This is a genomic window from Stenotrophomonas sp. YJH_SMC_133 (genome assembly GCF_059370655.1).
In genome coordinates this window covers 1-19,545 of record NZ_JCAFTW010000015.1, presented here as the reverse complement: position 1 = coordinate 19,545, position 19,545 = coordinate 1, and the positions used below count along the sequence as shown (strand labels likewise).

Below are 19,545 nucleotides of genomic sequence, written 5' to 3'. Positions count from 1 at the left end.
GGGGCGTGAAGAACGGGCAAGCGTGCCAGCGGCACGCGCCAGCGTCCAGCCCTGCCGCGCTGCAGATAGCTACGGATGCAACCAATTGCGCACTGCACCATGGGCGCTTCGATCTGGCATAGTGGTCAGCCCCTGTCCCACTGGCCGTGTCGCCCCATGTCGCCGAAGAAGACCTCGTTCCCCAAGCAGGATATCCGCGTGCTGTTGCTGGAGGGGGTCAGCCAGACCGCCGTGGAGGTGTTCAGCGCCGCCGGCTACAGCCAGATCGAAGCGCACACCAAGGCACTGCCCGAGGACGAACTGAAGGCGCGCATCGCCGAGGCGCACATCGTCGGCATCCGTTCGCGCACCCAGCTCAGCGCCGAGGTGCTGGCCGAGGCCAAGCGCCTGATCGCGGTGGGCTGCTTCTGCATCGGCACCAACCAGGTCGATCTGGACGCGGCCGAGCTGGCCGGCATCCCGGTGTTCAACGCGCCCTATTCCAACACCCGCAGCGTGGCCGAGCTGGTCATCGCCGAAGCGATCATGCTGACCCGTGGCATTCCGCAGAAGAATGCCGAGTGCCATCGCGGCGGCTGGTCGAAGTCGGCCAGCGGCAGCCATGAGGTGCGTGGCAAGACCCTGGGCATCATCGGCTATGGCCACATCGGCACCCAGGTCGGCGTGCTGGCCGAATCGCTGGGCATGCAGGTGATCTTCCACGACGTGGAAACCAAGCTGGCGCTGGGCAATGCGCGTGCTGCGGCCAGCCTGGACGACCTGCTGGCCCGCGCCGACATCGTCACCCTGCACGTGCCGGAGACCCCGGCCACGCAGTGGATGATCGGCAGCACCGAGCTGGCGAAGATGCGCAAGGGCGCGCACCTGATCAACGCCGCGCGCGGCACCGTGGTCGACATCGATGCGCTGGACGCGGCGCTGGCCAGCGGCCACGTCGGTGGCGCCGCGCTGGACGTGTTCCCGGTCGAGCCGAAGGGCAATGGCGATATCTTCGAATCGCCGCTGACCCGCCACGACAATGTGATCCTGACCCCGCACGTGGGCGGCAGCACGCTGGAGGCGCAGGACAACATCGGCGTGGAGGTGGCGGCCAAGCTGGTGCGCTACAGCGACAACGGCAGCACCCTGTCGGCGGTCAACTTCCCGGAAGTGACCCTGCCCGAACACGAAGACAGCCTGCGCCTGCTGCACATCCACCAGAACGTGCCGGGCGTGCTGTCCAAGGTCAACGAGATCTTCTCGCGCCACAACGTCAACATCGACGGCCAGTTCCTGCGCACCGACCCGAAGGTGGGTTACGTGGTGATCGACATCACCGCCAGCGAGGCACAGGCCGCCGCCGTGCGCGACGAGCTGGCCGCGATTCCAGGGACGTTGCGTACGCGCATTCTGTATTGAAAAAAGGGGACGGAGGGGATTAAGTCGTTTGCGGCACATGCGCTATAAACGACTTAATCCCCTCCGTCCCCTTTTTACCTCAACGTGCCAGCCAGCGGCGCGCCATGCGCTGCATGGACTCGTCCGATTCCTGATCGGACGCGACTTCGGTCACCGGCCGCCATGCCAGGTCAAGTGACTCGTCGCTGAGCACGAAGGCTTCGCCACCCAGCGCGCGGATCACGAAACGCACGTCGTAGTGCCAGTGCCCCGGCACGTCCTTGCGCTCCGGAATCCAATGCTTGTCCAGATCGAAGATGGCCGGGTCTTCCAGTACCAGGCCGCTCAGGCCCGACTCCTCCTCGGCTTCCTTCAGCGCCACCTGGGCCAGGTCGCGGTCGCCGTCGGCGTGGCCGCCCAGCTGCAGCCAGCGCTGCAGCTTGCGGTGATGGGTCAGCAGCAGGCGCTGGCCATCGGCACTGACCAGCCAGCAGCTGGCGGTGAAGTGGCCGGCCAGCCGTTCACGCCGGAACGGGTCTTCCGGATCATCCAGCAATGTGCCGAATTCGGCAGCCAGTGCGTCGTGGGCGGGCTCACGCCGGGCGTAGTCCCGCAGCAGGTCGCGCAGGCGATCGTCAAGCACGGCAAGGGTTTCGGCGGTCTGGCGCATGAATGGGGGCGGTCTGGAAAAATACTGCTCATTATCGCCGTTCATTGTTGCGATTGCGCTTGTGCGTTGGCTTCAGCTTTGGCTAAGGTACAGCGGGCCGTTCGCGCGGCCTTCACCATTCCAGGGTTGCCGGCAACGTATCGGCGGCCCACCCCATCCGATCACTAGGAAGTACTGCATGCTGAAAGCTCTGTTGAGGGTCAAGCCGGTTGAACCGGCCGGGCACGTCGATGCCGGCGAACCCATCGAAGGCAGCCTGGACGGCGAAGCCACGCTGAAACGGACCCTCACGGCTAAACACCTCATCCTGCTTGGCGTGGGTGCGGTGATCGGCGCTGGTATCTTCGTGCTGACCGGCCAGGCCGCGGCCAACCATGCCGGCCCGGCGGTGATGCTTTCGTTCGTGCTGGCCGGTTTCGCCTGTGCCCTGGCGGGCCTGTGCTACGCCGAGTTCGCGGCGATGATGCCGGTCTCCGGCAGTGCCTACTCGTACTCCTACGCCACCCTGGGCGAAGGCATGGCCTGGTTCATCGGCTGGTGCCTGGTGCTGGAGTACCTGTTCGCCTCGGCCTCGGTCGCGGTGGGCTGGTCGGCGTACCTGATCAGCTTCATCACCACCACCTTGCACATGCCGTTCCCGGACCTGCTCAGCGCCGCGCCCATCGCCTGGACCGGCAGCGAGTTCGTCTCCTCCGGCAAGCTGTTCAACCTGCCGGCGGTGCTGATCGTGGCGGCGGTGTCCGGCCTGCTGTACGTGGGCGTGACCCAGTCGGCCTTCGTCAACGCGATCATCGTGGCGATCAAGGTCACCGTCATCTGCCTGTTCATCGGCATCGGCGCGGCCCATATCGACCCGGCCAACTGGCAGCCGTTCATCCCGGAAAACACCGGCGTGCCGGGTGAGTTCGGCTGGAGCGGCATCTTCCGCGCGGCCACCATCGTGTTCTTCGCCTACATCGGTTTCGACGCGGTCTCCACCGCCGCCGGTGAAACCAAGGACCCACAGCGCAACATGCCGATCGGCCTGCTCGGCTCGCTGGCGGTGTGCACCATCGTCTACATCATCGTCTGTGCGGTGCTGACCGGCATGATGCCGTACCACCTGCTGGGCACCGACAAGCCGGTGGCCACCGCGCTGGAGCCCTACCCGACCCTGTCCTGGCTTAAGACGTTCGTGGAAATCGGCGCCATCGCCGGCCTGTCCTCGGTGGTGCTGGTGATGATGATGGGCCAGACCCGCATCGCTTACACCATCTCCCGCGACGGCCTGTTGCCGAAGTTCTTCGGCAAGGTCCACGCCCGCTTCCGCACCCCGTACGTCGCCACCATCGTGGTCGGCGTGATCGCTGCCGCGCTGGCCGGCCTGGTGCCGCTGAACGTGCTCGGCGAACTCGTCTCGATGGGCACCCTGCTGGCCTTCGCCACCGTCTGCGTCGGCGTGCTGGTGCTGCGCTATACCAAGCCGGACCTGCACCGCCCGTTCCGCGTGCCGATGGTGTGGATCATCTGCCCGCTCGGCGCTGCCACCTGCCTGTTCCTGTTCTGGCAGGCGTTCGTGGTGCATTGGCACCTGTTCGTTGGCTGGACCCTGCTCGGCCTGCTGATCTACCTGGGCTACGGCATCCGCAACAGCAAGCTTGCCAAGTCGCCCTGATCCGCCGACGGGCCGGCCTCGCGCCGGCCCGTCCGTTTTCCCCGCGCGCCGCCCGTGGCGCGCTTCGACAAGACCACCACACATGTTCAAGCAACTGTGGGCCACCAAGCACCCGCATGCCGCCCATGAAGAGGCCAACGGCCTGAGCCTGCGCCGCCACCTCGGCCCCTGGGGCCTGACTGCCCTCGGTATCGGCGCGGTGATCGGCGGCGGCATCTTCGTCATCACCGGCCAGGCCGCCGCCAACCACGCCGGCCCGGCCATCATGCTGTCGTTCGTACTGGCCGCCATCTGTTGCGCCTTCTGCGCACTGGCCTATGCCGAATTCGCCTCGATGGTGCCGGTCTCCGGCAGCGCCTACACCTACACCTACGCCACCTTCGGCGAGCTCTCGGCCTGGTTCATCGGCTGGATGCTGGTGCTCGAGTACGGCGTCTCCGCCTCGGCGGTCGCGGTCAGCTGGACCGGCTATTTCCTGAGCCTGCTCAGCCAGTTCGACATCCATCTACCGGCGGCGCTGGTCAGCGCCCCACTCGATGCACAGCTGCGCCCCACCGGCGCGATCGCCAACCTGCCGGCCGCTGCGCTGGTACTGCTGCTGACCTGGCTGTGCTACGTCGGCATCAGCAAGTCCTCGGCGATGAACATGGCGATGGTCGTGCTGAAGACCGGCCTGATCCTGCTGGTCATCGTGGTCGGCTGGAAGTATGTGGACACCAGCAACTGGACCCCGTTCATTCCCGCCAACGAAGGCCCCGGCAAGTACGGCATGGAAGGCGTGCTGCGTGGCGCGGCGATGGTGTTCTTCGCCTACATCGGTTTCGAAGCGGTGTCGGTGGCGGCGCAGGAATCGAAGAATCCGCAGCGTGACATGCCGTTCGGCATGATGCTGTCGCTGGTGATCTGCACCGTGCTGTACATCGCGATGGCTGCGGTGATGACCGGCCTGGTGCCGTTCCAGCTGCTCGGCACCGACGAGCCGGTGGTGACTGCCGTGGCCGCGCATCCGCAGCTGGGCTGGCTGCGCTGGGTGGTCGAGGTCGGCGCGCTGGTCGGCCTGTCCTCGGTCGTGCTGGTGATGATCATCGGCCAGCCGCGCATCTTCATGATCATGGGTCGCGACGGCCTGCTGCCGCCGGTGTTCACCAGGATCCACCCGAAGTACCGCACTCCGCACATCAACACCGTGATCACCGGCATCGGCATCGCGCTGCTGGCGGCGCTGTTCCCGCTGGACATCCTGGGCGAGCTGACCTCGATGGGCACGCTGATCGCGTTCGCCGCAGTCTGCGCCGGCGTACTGATCCTGCGCCGTACCCAGCCGGACCTGCCGCGCCCGTTCCGCATGCCGATGGCGTGGCTGATCTGCAGCCTGGGCGTGTTGAGCTGCCTGGCGCTGCTGTCGGCGATGACGATGCACAACTGGATGCTGATGGGGGTGTGGACGTTCGTCGGTTTCGTGATCTATTTCTGCTACGGGTTCCGGCACAGCCGCCTGCGGGTGAAGTAAAGGGATTGCAGGGCCTGCGGCCCTGCACCCGCCTTTGAAGCCGGAGCAACGGCAACGGCAACAGCGGGTCTGAGGGTTTGGCGGGGAGGGGTGAGATTGCGGGGGGCGCTGCAAGTACATCCCTGTAAGCTCGGTCGCCGCATCCAAGCGGCTCACGCCCCCGCAACCTCACCCCTCCCCACCTTCGACACTTTCCCGGCACGTCCGGTAGATCCACGCCATGCGTGGATGATGGTCATTCCCAGCGACCAGGGCGCCCGACGATGATCATCTGCGGCCAAACCAGATGGTCTTCTGTATCCAGCCTGCGCCGCCCATGCAGCCCATGAAGTGCTCGTGATTCTCCTTGGCGTTGACGTCCACGGTGTGGCGCTCGGTCTTTGGCATCAGCATCTTCTTGTATTTGCCATCCACGTCGCATGTCTCGCCTTCCTTGCAGACCGTCAGCACCTCGATCTCCTCGGTGCGCTCGACAACGTCCATCTTATCCGGCCACTTCTCGTTGGCCTCTGCCCTGCAGCGCCACCGCGACTCTTCCAGCGGATCAGCATGATCACTGAAGCGGGCCCATTCGGTCGCACAACCTCTGGTCAACAGCGCAAGCCCCGCAGCCACGGCCAGTCGCATACACGTAGCCATCTCCATCATCCTTCTCGATTTCCGGTCGCTGCACGCGCTCGTACTTTCCGTCCACGTCGTACGTGTTCTTGTCCTGCCCCCCTGCTCGTCTCCAGCCTCAACCCCTGAACGGTTCGCATAGCCAGGTCATTCTCCGCTGGCCACTGTTGCCTCGACTCCGTTGAGCAGCAACCGGTCGAGCCGCTGTCGTCCGCCGCGCCGGCCCCGCCTAGCGGCGATTGAACCAGATGAGCTGCTGCTGCCAGCCGGCACCGGCCATGCAGGCATTGAACTCGCTGCTGCGGTCGGACGCGTTGACGTCCACGATGTAACTCTCCTCTTTCGGCATGGGTACCATGTTGTACTTGCCGTCAATGGCGCAGACTTCATCAAGCCTGCAGGGCACCTTGCGGTCTTCGTAGACAGTGCGCGTGGCCACTTCATTCCTGACCGGCCAGTGATCGTCGGCCTGCGCCCTGCAACTCGAATGGGCGGGGCCGAATGACCGCGCACCCGCATCCATCTTCACCCATTCCATCGTGCAGCCACTGCTGGCAAGCATGATGCCAATCACCCCCATCATCCCCATCGCGCGCGCGATCATCGAAGTACTCCTTTTCTTGGCGCTCGCCGGAACTTCTGCGGCAATCCGATGATGTTTCGCGGCAAGAGGGCTGTCCACGACCGGAATCGCTTCCAGCGGGAGCGCTGCCCTCCCCATTCAGCCAGCGCTGTGCTTGCCTCGATCCAACCCCTGCGCGCCGCCTGCCAGCACACCGCTTCGCGTTGCCCACGCAACAGGCAGGCGGTCGCCGCGCGGGCCCAGCATCGGGCCGGATCACGTAAAATGCCGTCCATGGACACCACCACCTTCCCCTACGACACCGCCCGCCTGGGCGAACTGGCCCAGCTGCTGATCGACAACGTCCGCGAACTGGCCCAGGCCGGCTGGACCCCGGCCACCAGCAGCAACTTCTCCCACCGCCTGGATGACCGCCACGCCGCGATCACCGTCTCGGGCAAGGACAAGGGCCGCCTGATCGAGGACGACATCATGGTGGTGGACTTCGATGGCAAGGCCGTCGGCCGCCCGCTGCGCCCCTCCGCCGAAACCCTGCTGCACACCCAGCTGTACCGCCGCTTCCCGGAAATCGGCTGCGTACTGCACACCCATTCGCCGGTGCAGACCATTGCCTCGCGCCTGTACGCGCCGCAGGGTCATGTGCACCTGGAAGGCTACGAACTGCTGAAGGCCTTCGCCGGCAACAGCACCCACGAGATGGCCATCGACGTACCGGTGTTCGCCAACACCCAGGACATGAACGTGCTTTCGAAGCAGGTCGATGATCTGCTCGGCCGCCAGAACCTGTGGGGCTACCTGATCGACGGCCACGGCCTGTACGCCTGGGGCCGTGACATGGCCGAGGCGCGCCGTCATCTGGAAGCCTTCGAATTCCTGTTCCACTGCGAACTGGAACTGCGCAAGCTGCGCGGCTGAACCCGCGCGCAGGTGCAGATGCCGATCCGGAATCTGCACCTCGCCCCACCCTGATACCCTGTCTTCCCCCCGAGACGTTCAAGCTGCCGCCATGAGCCGACTGCGCATCTACGACGACACCCGCCCCGAATCGCCGCTGCTGGACACCCAGGACGGCGCGGTCATCGCTGCCGAACTGCAGAAGATCGGCGTCACCTTCGAGCGCTGGCAGGCCACCGCACCGGTTGCGCCCGGCGCCAGCCAGGAGGAAGTGTTCGCCGCCTACCGCGCGGACATCGACCGCCTGGTCGCCGAGCGCGGCTTCAAGAGCGTGGACGTCGCCTCGATCGCCCCGGACAACCCGAACCGCGCCGAGCTGCGGAAGAAGTTCCTCGACGAACACTTCCACAAGGAAGACGAGGTGCGCTTCTTCGTCGCAGGCTCCGGCCTGTTCACCCTGCACGTGGGTGACAAGGTCTATGAGATCGAGTGCGTGAAGGACGACCTGATCGCCGTGCCCGATGGCACCACCCACTGGTTCGACATGGGCGATGAACCGAGCTTCGTGGCGATCCGCTTCTTCACCGAGCCGGACGGCTGGGTGGGTCATTTCACCGGCACCGACATCGCGCAGAAGTTCCCCCGTTACGTACCTACCCAGGCGTCCTGATCCATGCAGCCCCGCGTCATCCTGACCGACATCGAAGGCACTACCAGCAGCATCTCGTTCGTCAAGAACGTGCTGTTCCCCTATGCCCGCAAGGCCTTGCCGGCGTTCGTCGCCGAACATGGCCAGCAGCCGGAGGTCCGCCGCTGGCTGGACGCGGTGGCTACCGAGATCGGCGGCGCCTGCCAGGACAGCCTGGTGGCCGAGACGCTGCAGGGCTGGATCGACCAGGACCGCAAGCACACCGCGCTGAAGGCGCTGCAGGGCCTGATCTGGGATGAGGGCTACCGCCGCGGCGACTACACCGCGCACTTCTACCCGGAAGTGGCGCCGGTGCTGAAGGGCTGGCACGCTGCCGGCCTGCCGCTGTACGTGTACTCCTCCGGCTCGGTGCCGGCGCAGAAGCTGTTCTTCGGTTTCAGCGATGCCGGTGACCTCAGCCCGCTGGTGTCGGGCTGGTTCGATACCGAGATCGGCGGCAAGCGCGAGGCCGACAGCTACCGCCGCATCGTGCAGGCGATCGGCGTGCCGGCCGGCGAGATCGTGTTCCTGTCCGATGTGGTGGAGGAATTGGACGCCGCCCGCGAAGCCGGCCTGCAGACCCGCCTGATTGATCGCCTGGATGACTACCCGATGCCGCGCATCGGCCAGGCCGCCAACGGCCACGAGCGGGTCGAGAACTTCCAGCAGATCCAGCTGTAAAGAAGAGAGGTGTGCGGACCAACGGTCCGCACCTACCCGTCTCCGCGTCTGGTGGATGCCAACCTGGGTTGGCATGTTCGGGGTGTGCCAACCAAGGTTGGCACCTACCAAAACAGGATGTGCCGCCCTCAACGATCGAGGTGGGCGGACCAGCGGTCCGCAGCTGCCCCGCTCCGCGTCTGGTGGATGCCAACCTTGGTTGGCATGTTCCGGGTGTGCCAACCAAGGTTGGCACCTGCCAATGCGGGATACGCCGCCCTCAACGATCGTTGAGGGTCTTCAGCTTCATTGCTTCGCGCAGGGCAGTCAGGTCCACCGGGCCGCGCACCGCAATGTCCCGGGTCTCGCCCGGCAGCAGGTCCAGCAGGTTGTCTTCGACCTGCACATCCAGCGCGCCGAAATCGATCCACGTCGCGCGCACGTAAGCCGCGCTTTCCAGGCGTAGACGATAGTGATCGCCTTCGATGGACAAGGTGGCCTTCAGCTTCTGCCGCGGCAACACCTGGTCTTTGGCTTCGACGAATCCGACGACCTGGCGGGCACTGACCGCCCCGTTCTGCAGCAGCTCGAACACGGCCACCGTGCGCTTCGGATCGGCACCGGCCAGCAGCTCGGCATCGCGGAAATCACCAATCGAGGTGACGCCAGCCGCCGTCAACGCCACCGCGTCCTCGCGACGACGCAGCATCTTGCCATCCACATCCATCACCCGCAGCCGCCAACGTGCGTCTGCGGCAGCGCCATCATTGATCAGGCGCACCCGCGTACTGCCCTCATCACGCAATGCCGCCAGCGTGACCGGCGCGAAGAAGCGCCGCGCGGCGTAGTGCAGCGCCTTCCAGCGACCGAAGTAGTCCACGCTGGACCATGAAGCACCCGGCCAGACGTCGTTGAGCTGCCAGTACAGCGAGCCCATCGTGTACGGCCGCGAGGCGCGATGGTGCAGCGCGGCCAGCGCGATGCCATCGGCCTGCATCACCTGGCTGAGGTAGACGAAGTCCTCGAAGTCCTTCGGCGTGCCGTAGCCCAGTTCGATGTAGTGCAGCAGGCGGCTGTTGCCCTCGCCGGCCATGAATTTCTGGTGCGCGCGGATCACCGGGCTGTCGATGCGCTGCTCGGCGCGGGTGGCAATCTGGTCCACGGTGGCCACCGACGGCCATGCCTGCAGGCCGTACTCGGACATGAAGCGCGGCGTCTCGCGCAGGTAAGCCTGCACCGGCAGCGCCGGATTGCCCCAGACCTGCCAGTAGTGCTTGTCGCCACGGGTCGAGTCGTTCGCCTTTTCGTCCAGGTCGTTACTGGGCGAGCTGGACCAGTACGGCACGCCCAGCCCCTCCTCACCCACTACCTGGCGCAGGTCATTGCCGAACAGGTCGACATAGCCCTGCCAGACCTTCTCGGCAAACGCCGGGTCGGCCGCCTTCAGGTCGCGGCCGTGGCCCCAGTCCTTCCAGGCGGTTTCTTCCTCGTTGTTGCCACACCACAGCACGATGCTGGGGTGATGGCGCAGCCGGCGCACATTGTCGCGTGCCTCGGCCACCACGCTGGCACGGAAGGCCGGATCGTAGCCCGGCTGCATGCCACCACCGAACATGAAGTCCTGCCAGACCAGCAGGCCCAGTTCGTCGGCGATGTCGAAGAAGGCATCGTCCTCGTAGTAGCCGCCCCCCCAGTTGCGCAGCATGTTCATGTTGGCGTCGCGTGCGGCGGTCAGCACGTGGCGCAGGCGCGCGGCGTCGACCCGTGCGGGGAAGGCATCGAACGGAATGACGTTGGCGCCCTTTGCGAAGATCTCCACGCCGTTGATGACGAAAGCGAAGCCCTGCCCGCCCTTGCCGTCTTCCTCGCGGCGCAGTTCAACCGTGCGCAGGCCGATACGCTGCTCGCGCACCAGCGCTGCATCGACACCATCATCCAGGCGGACCTGTACGGTGTAGCGGTCCTGTGCACCGTGGCCGACCGGCCACCAGCGCTGCGGCTTGATCAGTTGGACCGGTACTTCGACGGCGTTCTGGCCGGGCTTCAGCAGCACCGTGCGCTGCACCTGGGCCACGCTGCGACCCTGCGGATCGCGCACATCGACATGGACCACCGCAGAACCGGCCGCCGCGCCCTGCTCCATCTCCAGCAGCACGGCCAGCTTCGCCTGCTCCGCGCTCAATGCATCGGTACGCACGGCAAGATCGGTCAGGCGGTGCGCATCCCAGGCCTGCAGGTCGACCCCGCGCCACACGCCGGCGGTGACATAGCGCGGGCCCCAGTCCCAGCCGAAGTGATAGGCCGGCTTGCGCGCGAAGTTGCCGACCATCGCGTCCTTGGGCTCATCGCCATAGGGCGAAGGATAGTTGCCGGCGATCTTGTGCGGCATCGCCTGTACACCCGGCAACAGCGTGCGCATCGGCGAACGGAACACGATCTGCAGTTCATTGCCATTCGCGCGCAGGCGCCCGTCCACGCGCGCACGCCAGGTGCGGTGCGCGTTGTCCGCGTGCAGCAGCGGCCTGCCGTTGAGGCTGACTTCGGCATAGGTATCCAGCCCGTCGAAGCGCAGCTCGGCATTGGGCTTGGCCAATGTCGCCGCATCCACGTCGAAGCGGGCGCGGTACTCCCAGGCAGCCAGGCCGATCCATTGCAGCTCTGCCTCAGGCGCACCGACGTACGGATCGCGGATCAGCCCGTGGGCGAGCAGGTCGGTGTGCACGCTGCCCGGCACCTTCGCCGCACGCCATTGCTGCAGGCCCGGGTGGGCTGCACCCTGCGCATCACCGGGCAGCATGCGGAATTCCCACTGTGCCTGCAGCGGGGCTGCAGTTACCGGGAAGGCGGAGGCTGCGATCAGCAGCAGGAGCAGACGGACAACGAGGGAAAGACGATGCACGCGGAGCTCCTGTTTTTCCGCCGGGCGTCGCCCGGCGCTACCGATTCCGGATTGCCAGGCATGGCCTGGCACTACTGCCTTCGAACGATCTTCAGCGCACCACGTTCAACACTTCGTAGCACGCGCCCATGGTGTGGTAATCCACCTTGCCGGCCGGGCTCTTCTCGTCGCTGTACTTGCGGTTGTCGGCATCAAGGATGCGGAACCAGGCACCGTACTGGTGGTCGACGAAGTACTCCCACGAGTAGGCCCAGATGCGTTCGTACCACTGCCAGTAGCGGTCATCACCGGTGCGCTTGGCCATCAGTGCGGCGGTGGCCAGCGTTTCGGCCTGCACCCAGAAATACTTGTCGTCGTCGCAGACGAAGCTGTCGCCAGCGATCGGCGCACCGTCCATGCCCGGCTGTCGGCGCGTTTCCGGTGCGAAACCGTAGTACAAGCCACCGCGCGCTTCGTCCCAGCTGCGCGCCACGGCCACATCGAACAGGTGCTGCGCGGTCGGCACCAGCCAGTCGGCCTGCACGTGGCGATCGAGGATCAGCAACAGTTTGGCCCATTCGGTCTGGTGGCCGGGCTGGAAGCCCCATGGGCGGAACAGGTGCTTGGGGTCGTCCAGGTTGTAGTCCCAGTCGATCTCCCAGTTCTCATCGTAGTGCTCCCAGACCAGCCCGCCGGCCTTGGCCGCCTGGCGGCGGGTCATGTTGTCGGCCAGCTGCAGCGCACGCTGGACATAGCGCTGCTCGCCACTGGCCTCGAACGCCGCCAGCATCGCCTCGCACATGTGCATATTGGCGTTCTGGCCGCGATAGCCGGTGAAGTTCCACTGGCCATCGGCCTCGTCCTTGTACAGGCCGTGCTGTGGCTCCCAGAAGCGCGCTTCCAGCAGCTTCCAGGTTTCGTCCATCCACACACGCGCCTGTTCGATACCGGCCTTCAGCGCGCAACTGTAGGCCAGCAGCACGAACGCCACGCCGTAGCAGTGGTTCATGTCGTCCTCGACCTTGCCATCACGCAGGGTCCAGGCGTAGCCACCGGTAGCCGGGTTGCGGTGCACCTCGCGCAGGTAGCGCACGCCGTGCTCGACCGCCTCGCGGTACTCGGCATTGCCGAATTCGCGGTAGGCCATCGCGTAGTTGAAGACGAAGCGCGTGCTGCTCACCAGGTGGCGGTGGCTGGCATCGTAGACGCTGCCGTCATCCCGGAAGTAGTGGAAGAAGCCGCCGTCCGGATCGATGCAGCGCGGATGGTAGAACGCCATGGTATCGGCGATGTGCGCGCGCAGGAACGCGGGCGAACGGAAATCGGGCGAGGTGCTCATGCGGTAATGTCCTGGGCCTGCAGCAGCTGCTGCACTTCATCGAGCGAGGGCATTGCGGCGAACGCGCCCTTGCGGGTAACAGCCAGCGCCCCCACGGCGGCGCCGAAACGCAGCGTGGCGGTGATCGCCTCCGGGTCCTGGCAGAACGCAGCGAAACCAGCGCCCGCCCCACCGCGCTCCAGCAGGCCGACCAGCACGCCACCGACGAAGGCATCGCCCGCCGCCGTGGTGTCGACCGTGGCCACGCGGAAACTGGTGACCGTGCCGTGGTTGTCGCGGGTGTACCAGTGCAGTGTGGCCGCACCGTCGGTGACGATCACCCAGCGCGCCTGCGCGGCCAGCAGGCGCCGCAGCACCGTCGCCTCGCCGTCACTGCCCAGCGGCGCGGCCAGGTAGTCCAGCTCCTCGCGCGACAGCTTCACCAGATCGGCGCGTTCCAGCGCCTGCCACAGGCGCGGCGTCGGATCCTCGTTCGCCGGCCACAGCGCGGGACGCAGGTTCAGATCGAGGCTGACCACCGCTCCGGCCGCACGTGCACGGTCCATGCCGGCAAAGGTCGCCTCGGCGATGCCCGGCTCGGTCAGGCTGTTGGAGCAGACGTGGAAGCACTGCGCGCTGTCGAAGCAGGCGGCCTGGAAATCGCTGTCACGGAACAGCAGGTCGGCGGCCGGCGGGCGGTAGAAGCTGAAGCTGCGCTCGCCACTGGCGTCGAGGGCGACGAAGGCCAGCGCGGTCTTCGCCGCATCGGTACGCACGATGTAATCCGTGCCCACGCCGTGCTCGACCAGGCTGTCGGCCAGGAAGTCACCGAACATGTCACGGCCGAGCATGCCGACGAACTGGGTCTTCGCGCCCAGCCGCGCAGCGGCCACGGCAACGTTGGCCGGCGCACCGCCGGCGTACTGCAGGAACGCCCGCGGCGTATCGGCCGAGGCCGGCGGCTGCGCTAGTAGATCGATCAAAATTTCGCCGAAGCAAATGATGGAACCCATTCCGGACTCAGCCTCCCTGCGTTGCGGAAGCCGGCGTACGTGCGCCGACCAGTCCGTAGAAAATGATGTAGCCGTAGCACAGCAGCGGCAGGATGAAGCTGGCCTGCACACCGATGTGGTCGGCCAGCACACCCTGCAGGTACGGCACCACCGCACCGCCGACGATGGCCATGATCAGCAGGCTGGAACCCTTGTTGGTCAGCGGGCCCAGGCGCTCGATGCTCAGCGCGAAGATGGTCGGGAACATGATCGAGTTGAACAGGCCGATCGCCACCACCGAGTACAGCGCGATGTTGCCGGAGGTCAGCATGGTCGTGACCAGCAGCCCCACGTTGACCAGCGCGAAGATCGCCAGCAGGCGGCTGGGCGAGAAGCGCGCCAGCAGCGCCGAGCCGGCGAAGCGGCCGATCATCGCCATCGTCCAGTAGGCCGACACGTAATGCGTGGCTTCCTGCTCGCTGAAGCCGCCGATGTTGGGCATCGACAGGTAGTTGACCAGGAAGCTGCCGATCGAAACTTCGGCACCGACGTAGAAGAAGATGCCCAGCACACCCAGCAGCAGGTGGCGCTTGCGCAGCGCATCCAGGTAGCTGTGGTGGTGGCCCTTGTCGGCCTGCTCGGTGGCGTCGCTCAGTGCCGGCAGGCGGAACAGGTATACGAACAGCGCCAGCAGCACCAGCGCAACGGCCAGCCCCACGTACGGGCCCTGCACGGCCTGCGCCTCGGCGGCACGGTAGGCCAGCTGTTCGGCGGCCGGCAGTGCCGCGATGTCATCGGCACTCTTCACCGTGTTGGACAGGATCAGCATGCCGCCGAAGATCGGGGCGATGGCCGTGCCCAGCGAGTTCAGTGCCTGCGCCAGGGTCAGGCGACTGGAGCTGGTCTGCTCCGGGCCCAGCAGCGCGACGTAGGGGTTCGCAGCAACCTGCAGCACGGTGATGCCGGTGGCCAGAACGAACAGTGCGCCCAGGAAGGCGCCATACACGCGCAGCTCGGCCGCCGGCCAGAAGCCCAGCGCGCCGATACCGGCAATCACCAGGCCGGCCACGATGCCCTTCTTGTAACCCAGCGCCGCCACCAGCCGACCCGCCGGCAGCGACATCAGGAAATAGGTGCCGAAGAAGGTGAACTGCACCAGCATCGCCTTGGCGTAGTTCAGCTCGAACACCGCCTTCAGGTGCGGGATCAGGATGTCATTGAGGCAGGTCAGGAAGCCCCACATGAAGAAGATCGTGGTGACCACGGCCAGCGCCTTGCCGTTGGTGACGGCAGGTGCGTTGCCCGAAGATCCCGTTGGACGGGGCGTTGCGGAGATCGGCATGCGGTACGCGCCTCGATGCGCGGAAGGTCGTTGTTGCGTGGAAGGGGTGTATGGAATAAATCAGTTCGGTCGTGCGGCACTGCTTTCGCGGATGCGCAACTGCACCGGCGCGACCGTGCGCCGTGGCGGCGCGTCCGGTTCGTCCAGTCGTTGCAGCAGCAGCGCCGCAGCTTGCCGGCCCCGCTCGCGCGGATCGGCGGTGAGCGTGGTCAACGGCGGCACCGCCACCGCAGCCTCGGAAATATCGTCGAAGCCGGTAACGGCAAAGTCACCTCCCGGACGGATGCCCCGTGAATTCAAGCCCAGCATCAGGCCCAGCGCGACGGTGTCGTTGTAGCAGACCGCCGCACTCGGCCGATGGCCATCGGCAAACAGCTCATCGGTGCGCGCAGCGGCTTCCAGACGGTTCGGCGCCGACTCGATCATCCAGCCCGGCGGCAGCGACAGACCGGCCTCGGCCAGCGCCTGCTGGAAACCGGCACGGCGCTGGTGGCACGAGCTCGATGCAGCGTGGCCGCCGAAGAAGGCGATCTGGCGATGGCCGCGCTCGATCAGGTGACGCGTGGCCAGATAGGCGCCGTGCTGGTTGTCCAGGGTCAGGAAGTCCCAGTCGGCCCCTTCCAGTTCGCGGTTGAACAGCAGCACGTTGGCATTGGCACCCAGTGCCTGTCGCAACTGCACGGTATCGCTGCCCTCGGCCGGCGACAGGATCAGGCCGGCCGGGGTGTGCTCCATCAACGTGGACAGCACCGCCTGCTGGCGCTCCGGCGATTCGCCAGTGCTGCCGAGCAGGGTCACGTAGCCGCGTCCGCCCAGCGCCTCGTCCACGCCGGACGCGAATTCGGCGAAGAACGGGTTGGAAAGATCGTTGATCACCAGCGCGATGCTCGACGAGGTACGCCGGCGCAGGTTGGCGGCAGCGCGGTTGTAGACATAGCGCTGCCGGCGCAGCTCGGCCTCGACCTTGGCACGGGTATCGACGTTGACCAGCGGGCTGCCGCGCAACACCAGCGACACGGTCGCCCGTGACACGCCGATGGCACGCGCGATGTCGGTCACCGTCACTGCCTTGCCGGCGCGCTTGCTGGGACTGCTGCCGTTGTCGTTCATCGTCTTCCCGGACTCCGCTGGAGGCTCAAGCCTAATGGATCAGGGCCGTGTCGTGCCGTGCCGTTCGCTGGGTCACCGCGAACGGCACAGTCCGGCTCAGCGCAGCTGGCTGCCCGGTGCCGCGCACCAGGACACCGGCAGGTCCTTCACCGCCGTACCCCAGCCCTGCTCCGGCGCCTTCGCGTCAAGCGCGAACTGCAGGCGCGGGCCCTGCTGCAGCTGGTTCCAGTCCAGCCAGACCGGCGCATGCGCCTGGCCATCGACCTGCACGCCCTGAACGTACTGCAGGCGGCGGCCATCGGCACCCGGCGCGTCGATGCGCAGCGTCCGGCCATTGCCCATGTCCAGTTCCACCTTGCTGAAGCGCGGGGTGTGCAGCAGGAACTGGCCGCTGCCCGGCACCGCCGGATACACGCCGATGGCGCTGAAGAGATACCAGGCCGACATCGTGCCGAGGTCGTCGTTGCCGGTCACGCCATTGGGCGCATTGGTGAACAACTGCTGCGCGGCACGCACTACGGCCGCGGTCTTCCACGGCTGGCCGATCAGCGTGTACAGCCACGGCGAGTGCAGGTCAGGCTCGTTGTTCGGGTTGTAGCGGAACTGGTTGTAGTAGCTGTACGGCCCGACCACCCACTCCTTGCGGGCGGCATTGAGCGGATCGGCCTGCAGCGCGTCCATCGCGAAGAACGCGTCGAGGCGGCGGCCGGCCTGTTCGCGGCCCTGCATCGCTTCGACCAGCCCCGGCACGTCCTGCTGCGCCAGCCACTGGTACTGCCACGCCGTGCCCTCATGGAAACCGTGGTGCGAACGCGGACTGTAGTGGCCATCGGCCGGGGTGTACCACTGGCCATCCTCGGTGCGCGGGCGCGGGAAACCGGTGAAGCCGGTCTCGGCGTCGCGCACCTGCGGGTCCCACACCTTGCGCCAGTTGCGGCCGCGCTCACGCAGCGTCGCCGCGTCCTGCGCATGGCCGAGGCCATCGGCCATCTGCGAAAGCGCACAGTCGGCCAGTGCGTATTCCAAGGTAGCCGAACCGCCGTGGTGCGGATCGACGTCCATGCCCTTGGACGGGAACGCGCGGTCGTAGACCACATAGCCCTTGTCCAGGTAGGTCGGGTTGCCGGAACGGCCGGCCATGCGTGAGTTCAGCGGCGGCGTGCCGAAGGCATTGCGGCGCAGCGCATCCCAGGCCTGCGATTCACGGCCCTTGAGCGCACCGAAGCGCCACAGGTCGACCATGAACGGGGTGACAGGGTCGCCGGTCATGATGTTGGTCTCGAAGTTGGCATAGCCCCAGCGCGGCAGCCAGCCGCCCTGCTCGTCGATCGCCAGCAGGGTACGGCCGATGTCGCGCGCCACGTCCGGGCGGGTCAGCGCCAACCACTGGTTCTGCGCGCGGTAGGTATCCCACAGCGAGAAGTACTCGTAGTAGGTCCAGCCATCGGCACGGTGGATGCCATCGTCATAGCCGCGGTAGCGGCCGTCGGCGTCGTTGCCGGTCATCGGCTGCAGCAGCGCGTGGTAGACCGCGCTGTAGAACACAGCGCGGTCGTCGGCGGTGCCGCCCTGCACGCGCACCCGGCCCAGCTGCTCGCGCCACGACTGCTGGGACAGCGCCCGCATCCGATCGAAACCGAGCAGCGCGCCGCCCTGCATGCCTTCCGCGCGCAGGTTGATGCGCGCGCCTTCGGCATCCACATGCGATATCGCGCTGATCGCCGTTACCGACTGGCCCTTGGCGAGGTCGAAGCTGAGCCAGGCACCATTCGGCTTCTGTTCGCCTTCCATGCTGTGGCGCGCACCCGGCAGGCCGCCGCCCTCGCCCCAGGTGCCATGCGCCTTGAACGGGCGGTCGAACTCGATGCGGAACCAGGTGGTGTACTGATGGCCGCCGCAGAAACTCTTGGTCACCAGCTTGCCCTCGACCACGCGGTCGCCGACCACATCGACCACGCTGCCGATCACCGAGTGGCGTTCGTTGGCCTGGCCGACGTTGACCAGCACGTGGCCCTCGCCCTGGCGCTGGCTGAAGGTGTAGCGCTCGGCCGCGGCACGTGTACGCGCGGTGGCCTCGGCATCGATGCCGCCGTAGCTGGTCAGGCGCACCTTGTAATAGCCGGCCTGGCCGATCTCGCCGTCATGCGTGTACGAAGCGGCATAGGTCTTGTGGTTGAAGTTCTTGGCATCAGCAGTATCGAAATCGCCGCCCGGACCGATGCTGCCGGTGACCGGCAGGATCGACACCTGCCCGCCCTGCTCCCAGCAACCGGCGCCGGAGATGAAGGAGTGGCCGAAACCGCGGATCTTCTCGTCGTCGTAGCGCCAGCCCGAATAGTGGCTGCCGATCGGGCTGACCTGGATCAGGCCGAACGGTGCCGATGCGCCGGGGAAGGTATTGCCGTCGTCCTTGCTGCCGATGAAGGTGTTGACCTCGCGCTCCAGCGCCGCCGGTGCGGCTTGCAGCAGCATCGGCATGGCCGAAAGCGCCAGCAGACAGGCCAGGCGCGCCAGCGGGCGGGAGGACAATGGGACGGCGGGAGCGGACGGCACTGGACGCATGTCGGGTTCCTGTAGTCGATGACGCGGAGGCAGACGGCCGGGGCCGTCCGGCACCGTTCCGCTGAGCCCTGCCCTGACCTGCAGAGAGCTCCCCCTGGAATGACGCCCGACCCACCAGACCGTGGATTTAGATCGATTCAAGTAGAGCATGCGGCTTCAGCCGAATGCATTCTGCGGCGCAGCATGAGAGGGGGTGTTCGGCAGGGCTGCGCCCTGCACCTGCCGAAGCCGAAGCAACAGCAAAAGCCGACTATCCGTGGGATGGCGGGGTGGGTCCGGTTGCGGGGGACGCCGTAAACCCGTCCCTGGGGGCTTGGCCGCGGCATCCATGCCGCGGACACCCCCGCAACCGGACCCACCCCGCCTTCGACAGATTTCCGCGATCTGTAGATCCACGCCATGCGTGGATGAATCTCTGTCGGATATCGAAATCGATTGGGGTCAGATCCGTTTTCCAAAGGAAAACGGATCTGACCCCAGGACCCCATGTAGTTCCAGGATCAGTCCAACCGTCACCGGGAAACTGTCAAAGGTGGGGCGATGTGGGCTGGCAGGACCGTTGGCGCCATGGATGGCGCCATCGAGCCCCCAGGGGTGAGGGCGCTTTGCTTGCGAAGCACTGCTTCGCAAGCGCCCGAACGCACAGCCGCCAGCGGCTGGGCCGGACCCCGGAAGGGGGGTTTACGGCG

The 19,545-nt window shown here is 66.4% G+C and carries 15 protein-coding genes; 6 read left to right on the top strand and 9 right to left on the bottom strand.

From position 1 onward, the window contains the following. The first annotated feature begins 156 nt into the window (after nt 1–156). Complete coding sequence (gene serA, locus AC5P78_RS18880) at nt 157–1,398, top strand: phosphoglycerate dehydrogenase (protein WP_005409458.1); 1,242 nt, start codon at nt 157–159, stop codon at nt 1,396–1,398. Between the two features lie 79 nt (nt 1,399–1,477). Here the strand turns inward: serA and AC5P78_RS18875 are convergent, their stop codons facing one another. After that, complete coding sequence (locus AC5P78_RS18875) at nt 1,478–2,092, bottom strand: NUDIX hydrolase (protein ID WP_138969620.1); 615 nt, start codon at nt 2,090–2,092, stop codon at nt 1,478–1,480. 133 nt (nt 2,093–2,225) lie between these two features. Between AC5P78_RS18875 and AC5P78_RS18870 the strand changes: the two genes are divergently transcribed. After that, nucleotides 2,226–3,701, top strand: coding sequence for an amino acid permease (locus AC5P78_RS18870; RefSeq protein ID WP_005409456.1), 1,476 nt, complete (start codon nt 2,226–2,228; stop codon nt 3,699–3,701). A gap of 82 nt (nt 3,702–3,783) precedes the next feature. After that, a complete protein-coding gene (locus tag AC5P78_RS18865; protein ID WP_043035619.1) occupies nt 3,784–5,211 on the top strand; it encodes an amino acid permease in 1,428 nt (475 codons plus the stop codon). A gap of 267 nt (nt 5,212–5,478) precedes the next feature. Here the strand turns inward: AC5P78_RS18865 and AC5P78_RS18860 are convergent, their stop codons facing one another. Both AC5P78_RS18860 and AC5P78_RS18855 read right to left on the bottom strand, forming a co-directional pair. After that, on the bottom strand, nt 5,479–5,838 hold the full coding sequence (locus AC5P78_RS18860; protein ID WP_111193354.1) for a hypothetical protein: 360 nt from the start codon (nt 5,836–5,838) through the stop codon (nt 5,479–5,481). A 220-nt stretch (nt 5,839–6,058) separates the two neighbouring features. Further along, nucleotides 6,059–6,433, bottom strand: a complete 375-nt coding sequence (locus tag AC5P78_RS18855) for a hypothetical protein (protein WP_005413186.1) — start codon at nt 6,431–6,433, stop codon at nt 6,059–6,061. Nucleotides 6,434–6,685: 252 nt separating this feature from the next. Here AC5P78_RS18855 and AC5P78_RS18850 point away from each other — a divergent pair, with 252 nt between their 5' ends. The 3 genes from AC5P78_RS18850 to mtnC all read left to right on the top strand — a co-directional run bounded on the left by AC5P78_RS18850 (nt 6,686) and on the right by mtnC (nt 8,675). After that, a complete protein-coding gene (locus AC5P78_RS18850; protein ID WP_138969621.1) occupies nt 6,686–7,327 on the top strand; it encodes a methylthioribulose 1-phosphate dehydratase in 642 nt (213 codons plus the stop codon). Between the two features lie 91 nt (nt 7,328–7,418). Continuing rightward, nucleotides 7,419–7,976 (top strand): 1,2-dihydroxy-3-keto-5-methylthiopentene dioxygenase, encoded by a 558-nt coding sequence (locus AC5P78_RS18845; protein WP_005409451.1) that lies wholly within the window; start codon nt 7,419–7,421, stop codon nt 7,974–7,976. A 3-nt stretch (nt 7,977–7,979) separates the two neighbouring features. After that, a complete protein-coding gene (gene mtnC / locus AC5P78_RS18840; protein ID WP_012480050.1) occupies nt 7,980–8,675 on the top strand; it encodes an acireductone synthase in 696 nt (231 codons plus the stop codon). A 259-nt stretch (nt 8,676–8,934) separates the two neighbouring features. On the opposite strand, the gene AC5P78_RS18835 is transcribed toward mtnC, so the two are convergent. The 6 genes from AC5P78_RS18835 to AC5P78_RS18810 form a co-directional block, all read right to left on the bottom strand. After that, nucleotides 8,935–11,553 carry a beta-mannosidase gene (locus AC5P78_RS18835; RefSeq protein ID WP_138969622.1) on the bottom strand — a complete coding sequence of 873 codons (2,619 nt, stop codon included), beginning with the start codon at nt 11,551–11,553 and terminating at the stop codon, nt 8,935–8,937. Between the two features lie 91 nt (nt 11,554–11,644). After that, a complete protein-coding gene (locus tag AC5P78_RS18830) occupies nt 11,645–12,871 on the bottom strand; it encodes an AGE family epimerase/isomerase (RefSeq protein ID WP_138969623.1) in 1,227 nt (408 codons plus the stop codon). Continuing rightward, complete coding sequence (locus tag AC5P78_RS18825; RefSeq protein WP_262238339.1) at nt 12,868–13,863, bottom strand: carbohydrate kinase family protein; 996 nt, start codon at nt 13,861–13,863, stop codon at nt 12,868–12,870. Before AC5P78_RS18825 ends, AC5P78_RS18830 begins: the two co-directional genes overlap by 4 nt. A gap of 7 nt (nt 13,864–13,870) precedes the next feature. Next, nucleotides 13,871–15,184: an L-fucose:H+ symporter permease gene (gene fucP, locus AC5P78_RS18820; protein WP_062605907.1), complete on the bottom strand. Its 1,314-nt coding sequence runs from the start codon at nt 15,182–15,184 to the stop codon at nt 13,871–13,873. A 60-nt stretch (nt 15,185–15,244) separates the two neighbouring features. After that, entirely contained in the window at nt 15,245–16,294 is a 1,050-nt protein-coding gene (locus AC5P78_RS18815) for a LacI family DNA-binding transcriptional regulator (RefSeq protein ID WP_005413180.1), read from the bottom strand. Nucleotides 16,295–16,390: 96 nt separating this feature from the next. Then, nucleotides 16,391–18,856, bottom strand: coding sequence for a GH92 family glycosyl hydrolase (locus AC5P78_RS18810; protein ID WP_049396130.1), 2,466 nt, complete (start codon nt 18,854–18,856; stop codon nt 16,391–16,393). Nucleotides 18,857–19,545 lie beyond the last annotated feature (689 nt).

What these genes read in the sequence shown, in the direction of transcription:
- serA (WP_005409458.1), top strand. Translation starts at nt 157, where the DNA reads ATGTCGCCGAAGAAGACCTCGTTCCCCAAGCAGGATATCCGCGTGCTG.
- AC5P78_RS18875 (WP_138969620.1), bottom strand. Translation starts at nt 2,092, where the DNA reads ATGAACGGCGATAATGAGCAGTATTTTTCCAGACCGCCCCCATTCATG.
- AC5P78_RS18870 (WP_005409456.1), top strand. Translation starts at nt 2,226, where the DNA reads ATGCTGAAAGCTCTGTTGAGGGTCAAGCCGGTTGAACCGGCCGGGCAC.
- AC5P78_RS18865 (WP_043035619.1), top strand. Translation starts at nt 3,784, where the DNA reads ATGTTCAAGCAACTGTGGGCCACCAAGCACCCGCATGCCGCCCATGAA.
- AC5P78_RS18860 (WP_111193354.1), bottom strand. Translation starts at nt 5,838, where the DNA reads ATGCGACTGGCCGTGGCTGCGGGGCTTGCGCTGTTGACCAGAGGTTGT.
- AC5P78_RS18855 (WP_005413186.1), bottom strand. Translation starts at nt 6,433, where the DNA reads ATGATCGCGCGCGCGATGGGGATGATGGGGGTGATTGGCATCATGCTT.
- AC5P78_RS18850 (WP_138969621.1), top strand. Translation starts at nt 6,686, where the DNA reads ATGGACACCACCACCTTCCCCTACGACACCGCCCGCCTGGGCGAACTG.
- AC5P78_RS18845 (WP_005409451.1), top strand. Translation starts at nt 7,419, where the DNA reads ATGAGCCGACTGCGCATCTACGACGACACCCGCCCCGAATCGCCGCTG.
- mtnC (WP_012480050.1), top strand. Translation starts at nt 7,980, where the DNA reads ATGCAGCCCCGCGTCATCCTGACCGACATCGAAGGCACTACCAGCAGC.
- AC5P78_RS18830 (WP_138969623.1), bottom strand. Translation starts at nt 12,871, where the DNA reads ATGAGCACCTCGCCCGATTTCCGTTCGCCCGCGTTCCTGCGCGCGCAC.
- AC5P78_RS18825 (WP_262238339.1), bottom strand. Translation starts at nt 13,863, where the DNA reads ATGGGTTCCATCATTTGCTTCGGCGAAATTTTGATCGATCTACTAGCG.
- fucP (WP_062605907.1), bottom strand. Translation starts at nt 15,184, where the DNA reads ATGCCGATCTCCGCAACGCCCCGTCCAACGGGATCTTCGGGCAACGCA.
- AC5P78_RS18815 (WP_005413180.1), bottom strand. Translation starts at nt 16,294, where the DNA reads ATGAACGACAACGGCAGCAGTCCCAGCAAGCGCGCCGGCAAGGCAGTG.
- AC5P78_RS18810 (WP_049396130.1), bottom strand. Translation starts at nt 18,856, where the DNA reads ATGCGTCCAGTGCCGTCCGCTCCCGCCGTCCCATTGTCCTCCCGCCCG.